General features: G+C 47.7%; 4 protein-coding genes. 1 reads left to right on the forward strand and 3 read right to left on the reverse strand.

The features are described from left to right. The 3 genes from Q0Y54_RS11520 to Q0Y54_RS11530 all read right to left on the reverse strand — a co-directional run. Window positions 1-844, reverse strand: an 844-nt coding sequence (locus tag Q0Y54_RS11520; RefSeq protein WP_297968044.1) for a ketose-bisphosphate aldolase, incomplete at its 3' end; no start/stop codon positions are given. A gap of 291 nt (window positions 845-1,135) precedes the next feature. Beyond that, the gene (locus Q0Y54_RS11525; RefSeq protein WP_297968047.1) at window positions 1,136-3,814 is read right to left on the reverse strand and encodes a 3'-5' exonuclease; all 2,679 of its coding nucleotides are present in this window, start codon (window positions 3,812-3,814) and stop codon (window positions 1,136-1,138) included. Window positions 3,815-4,256: 442 nt separating this feature from the next. Continuing rightward, window positions 4,257-4,640: a hypothetical protein gene (locus Q0Y54_RS11530; RefSeq protein ID WP_297968050.1), complete on the reverse strand. Its 384-nt coding sequence runs from the start codon at window positions 4,638-4,640 to the stop codon at window positions 4,257-4,259. 265 nt (window positions 4,641-4,905) lie between these two features. On the opposite strand from Q0Y54_RS11530, the gene Q0Y54_RS11535 reads away from it, so the two are divergent. Continuing rightward, window positions 4,906-5,100, forward strand: coding sequence for a hypothetical protein (locus tag Q0Y54_RS11535; protein ID WP_297968053.1), 195 nt, complete (start codon window positions 4,906-4,908; stop codon window positions 5,098-5,100). The last annotated feature ends 50 nt before the right edge of the window (window positions 5,101-5,150 follow it).

The following is a 5,150-nucleotide window of genomic DNA, read 5'->3' on the forward strand; positions in this document are numbered from 1 at the left end:
CCATGTGCTCACGAATACCGGCAGTCAGGGCCAGACGCATATCGGAATCAATGTTAATCTTGCAAACAGCACTGCGGGCTGCCTTGCGCAGCTGGTCCTCAGGAATACCAATGGCATCCTTCAGGTTACCGCCATAATGATTAATAATCTCTACATACTTTGGTACAACAGAGGAAGCACCGTGAAGTACGATAGGGAAGTTTGGCAGACGCTTGGTGATTTCGTCCAAAATATCAAAGCGGAGATCTGGTGGTACCAAAACGCCCTCGGCATTTCTAGTGCACTGCTCCGGTCTGAACTTAAAGGCACCATGGCTGGTACCAATGGCAATAGCCAGGGAGTCTACACCGGTACGGGACACAAATTCCTCCACATCATCCGGATTGGTATAAACGGTCTGGGCCACATTTACATCGTCCTCAATACCCTCCAGCTGACCGAGCTCACCCTCTACCACTACCCCATGGGCATGGGCATACTCCACTACCTCCTTGGTAATGGCGATGTTGGCCTCAAAGGAATGGGCAGAGCCATCAATCATAACAGAAGTAAAACCACCATCAATACAGGACTTACAGGTCTCAAAATCAGCACCATGGTCCAGATGTAAGGCAATAGGTACATCGCTGACCTTAAGGGCAGACTGTACCAAACCGAAGAGGTACTCAGGACCGGCATACTTTCTGGCACCGGCAGAGGCCTGCAAAATAACCGGGGACTTGGTCTCCTCGGCAGCGGCCACAATTCCCTGAACAATCTCCATATTGTTTACATTGAATGCACCAATGGCATACCCTCCGGCATAGGCCTTATCAAACATCTCCTTGGTATCAACTAATGGCATAAAAAATACCTCCCTCTCTTTTAATTTATCTTATTTTGTATTATAGCATATTAATATTTTAAATACTAGGCAAATTGTCAAACAAATTTCCAGTTTTTTGTATAAAATGGGAGCAAACAATATTCACTATATATAACGAGCTTTAAGATGTCCCCCACCTCTTTAGGTGGGGGAAAACAAACTACAACAGCTGGCGAGCATATCTCCCAGCTCGTTGAAACGCTAATTGGAAGATTTTTCTTCTAAAGAAGAAAAATTTGAACAATGGCGTTATAAAATGTACCACAAAAATCATCGTATATCCTCTATATTTTCCCGTGGTATAGAATAAATAAACCGGCAGGGATTGGCATTTTTACTGCGCTCCAGGGCGGAGGTCAGGAACAGCTGCTGCCGGGCCCGGGTGATGCCCACGTAAAACAGGCGGGCCTCCTCCTCAAAATAATTGGCGTCAATGGAGAACTTGCTGGGAAATACCCCCTCCTGCAGTCCTGCAAAAAATACCTGGTCAAATTCCAGGCCCTTGGCCTGATGTACGGTGATAATGGGAATTTTCGGATGGGAGGCCAGCATAAGGTCAAACTCCGTATTGGACAGGGAGGTAAGATTTAGCAAATTCTTTATACCGTCCAGACAGGACATGGCAGCATCATCCCGTTCCCGCATAAACCGGTACAGCTGGCGCAGATTTTCCACCTTGCTGGTGGATTTGTTGACCTTGTTATTGCGCTCATCCTCCTCCTTATATCGGTCCAAAATCTTCATATCATGAATAATCGTATTCATCAGCTCATGGGGCCGCATAGACTCCATGGCTGCCCTGTATTCCCCTATCTGGGCCCCAAAGGGCACAAAGACCTTGCTGTACTTGCTGAAAAACCGCCGCCGTTCATCTATCCCCGGCACAATATTATTGTTGACTGCATAAATAAGACACTCACTGGTGGCGGAAATATCATCAAAGGCATCATGGGTGGACACATGGCTTACCTGGACGAATTCCCCCACTGTAGACAGCTTGTGATTGGTCAGCTTGGGATAAAACCGACGGAAAATATCCAGGGTATCATAATGGGCCAGGCAGCTGAGACTGTCCAGCCCCAGCCGCTTAAGCTGACTGGACAAAATAGTCAGGTCATAGCCCACATTGTGTCCCACAATAACGCTGCCCCGGGCAAAATCCAAAAAGGCCTGAAGCCCCTCCTTAGGCTCCACCCCCTGCCGCTGCAGCTGCTCATCCGTAATATGATGGGTATGCACGGACTGGCCCACGGATTTAGCGGCCCGCAAAAACAAATTCATTTTGTCCAGCACCGTCCCCCGTTTATCAATCCGTATGGCTGCTATCTGAATTATTTCATCCCGGGAAGTATCCAGGCCGGTGGATTCCACATCAAAGACCACCACATTGCCCTTTTCCAGCTCCCGCCGCAGCAATTCAAAGGGCTCGTCATATTTTATGGTAGAGGGATGGAGCATATCACTGGGCCGTATTCCCAGGGCCGCTGCCTCCTCTGACTGCAGGCGGTCAATGGTCCGGGGCCCTATGCCCTTGGCATATTCCCTGGCCACCCGGCAAATACTGGTATCGTCCCATTCATTAACCAAAATATTAAATACCGCCAGCACATCCTTGATTTCCTGCCGCCGGAAAAAATGAAATTCATCCACCAGCATAAATTCCAGGGGAAAATCTGTAAATCTCCCCTGCCGGGCCATCTGATTGCGATATCGGGTATCCCAAATTTTACTGAAGGAGGCGGACAGCTTTTTATTGTAGGCATTGGACCTGGTGAGAATACATACCCGGGATAAATCAGGGGGCTGCAGGCGCTGGAGGGTATTGTAAATCCAATCTGCCTCTATATAGGTATCCCGGAAGGTGGCATGAAGAATTTTATCCCCCTCCCTATCACTCATGGCCAGGGCGTCATCAGGGAAAAAGTTGGCCACCCGGTCCGGAAACCGCTTTTTCAGATAAGCATAGGAGCTGTTCAGCAATACCCGGGTAGAGCGATAATTCTTATTAAACACAATAAGACGGGGCTGATAATCGCCGAAAAACCGATCAAAAATCAGCTCCGGCTGTGACCCCCGCCATTCATAAATAGTCTGGAAAAAATCCCCACACATTATAATATTATTTTGGCCAAACAAACAATCCAGCACGCTGTATTCCAGACGGCTGGTGTCCTGCACCTCATCAATGCACCAATATTTATAGCAGCTGCTCCACCCCTGCCGTACCTCAGGAATTTTCAACAGCCTGTAGGCCATATTGATAAGGTCGCAAAAATCCAGGGCATGAGCCAGCCGCAGGGCATTATCATAGGCTTCGGTCAATTGTCCTCCTCTGGCCTGAAACTCCATAATAAGCTCCGTACAGGCCTGCCAATTTATCCGGCTGGCATCAGAAAAGCGCTGGCCCTTTTCCACCAGCAGCCGCTGAATAACCCGCTGATAGTCCTGGGCTCCATCATCGCTGAAATAATTGTATTCCCCCCGATATTCCTTGACCAGGGCAATTATCCGCTGTATAGCCCCGGCCCAGCCCGGCTGGGCCGCCATGGTCATCAGCTCTGGAGTATTTTTGATAATTTCCAGACAATCCTCCTCATCGAAAATAATGGAATCCGCCGCAATGCCAATATCCCGGTGCTTTACCTCCTGACGGATAAGCTCATAGCAAAAGCCATGAAAGGTCTTGATGGTAACCTCCTTGGCCGGGGCCCCCACCACCTCCATGACCCGGTTTTTCATTTCGCTGCAGGCCTTGTTGGTAAAGGTCAGACAAGCGATTTGGCTGGCCTCAGCCCGCTGTTCTTCCACGATGTGCGCTATTCTGTAGGCCAAGGTATTGGTCTTGCCCGTGCCGGCGGAGGCAATCAACAAAATATTGTTCTCCAGCTCATTGACTGCCTCCAGCTGCTTTTCATTTAAAAAATTATACCGTGTATCATTAACATTCATTTAAATTTCCCACCTGCCAAAACTGTGAAGTGCTATATATATTTTAAAGAAATGCAGGAAGAAAAACAAGTGTTTGAAAAATTATTTATTAAAAATTGTTAGACGCATGACCGACGCTACAGATTGCTGCTTTCACATTTCAGATAATTACAGGAAAGGCGGGAGCTGCTGGCTGTAGCAATTAGGTCATGCACCGTCAAAAAGCTCCTTTTTTCGTACCATAATATTAGTGGAAAAAATCATCTGTTTGAGTATCGCAAAGAATTTCTAAACCGGCGATACGAGTTATGATTTTTTGCACTATATATACGAAAAAATAGCTTTAGGTACATGACCGACGCTACAGATTGCTGCTCCCGCCATCCACTTTATCCCTGCCAATCTGTACTGCGATAATTCGCAAAAGCGTGGCCCCATCACCGACCATCACTATCATTTATTATCATTCATCATCATTATCCCATCGATCATAGCAGTGCGGGCCATTGCCATCATGATGGGGGCCATTGCCATCACAGTATGGGCCATTGCCATCCCGGCGGGGGCCATTGCCATCACAATATGGTCCCCGATGTCCATCATACCCATGGCCTCTCCCTCTAAGCTGACGGTCTGACTCCTTGCCGGGACCCATTTCATGCCGGCTATGGTCCTTATCTGCCCCTCTGGTCTGAAGGGCGGCCGCCTCGGTCTGAGCCACATTAAAGAAGCCCACATTGTTCTGTGACTGACCATACCAGCCCAATCCGCCAAAGGCCACTGCCCCGGCCACCAAAGCCACCCCCAGCTTCTTCATCCGGCTGCCGGAAAAAATATTGCTCTTCATAAAAAAATTCCTCCTCATATCACCTTGTTGGTTGTATCTCATTTATTTTGCTGTCCTCATTGGATACACTTGCAGTATAATGGTAAAATCTAAACAAAAAATAAACTGGCCATAAATAAAAGCATAAAATTCTATTCAGCTCCCTTTAGACATTTGTTAGAATTATGGCGTATACTAATATGATACAGCCGATGGGCAGCACATTTCTTCCGCTTCCGAGTTCAACTATCATGATCTTAAGTCTATTCCCGGAGCACAGGGAAGGATGGTGAGCATCCGCTACGATCCTGAAAATCCGGCTGCATTTGATCTTGAAGAAGAGCAGGATATTACCAGATCGGCCCTGCCGAAATACAGAAAGATCGGTATAAGGATGATGATCCTCGGCGGACTTCTCGCCATTGCTGCCGTTGCTGCAATGCTCGGCGCTTTCGATAAGCTTTTTGCAGGCATGATGTGAAAAAACAGGCAGGGTTCAAAAGATCGACTGCATAAAAAGAAAAGGCTTGA

It is taken from the genome of uncultured Anaerovibrio sp. (assembly GCF_947302755.1).
Taxonomy (GTDB): Bacteria; Bacillota; Negativicutes; order Selenomonadales; family Selenomonadaceae; genus Anaerovibrio.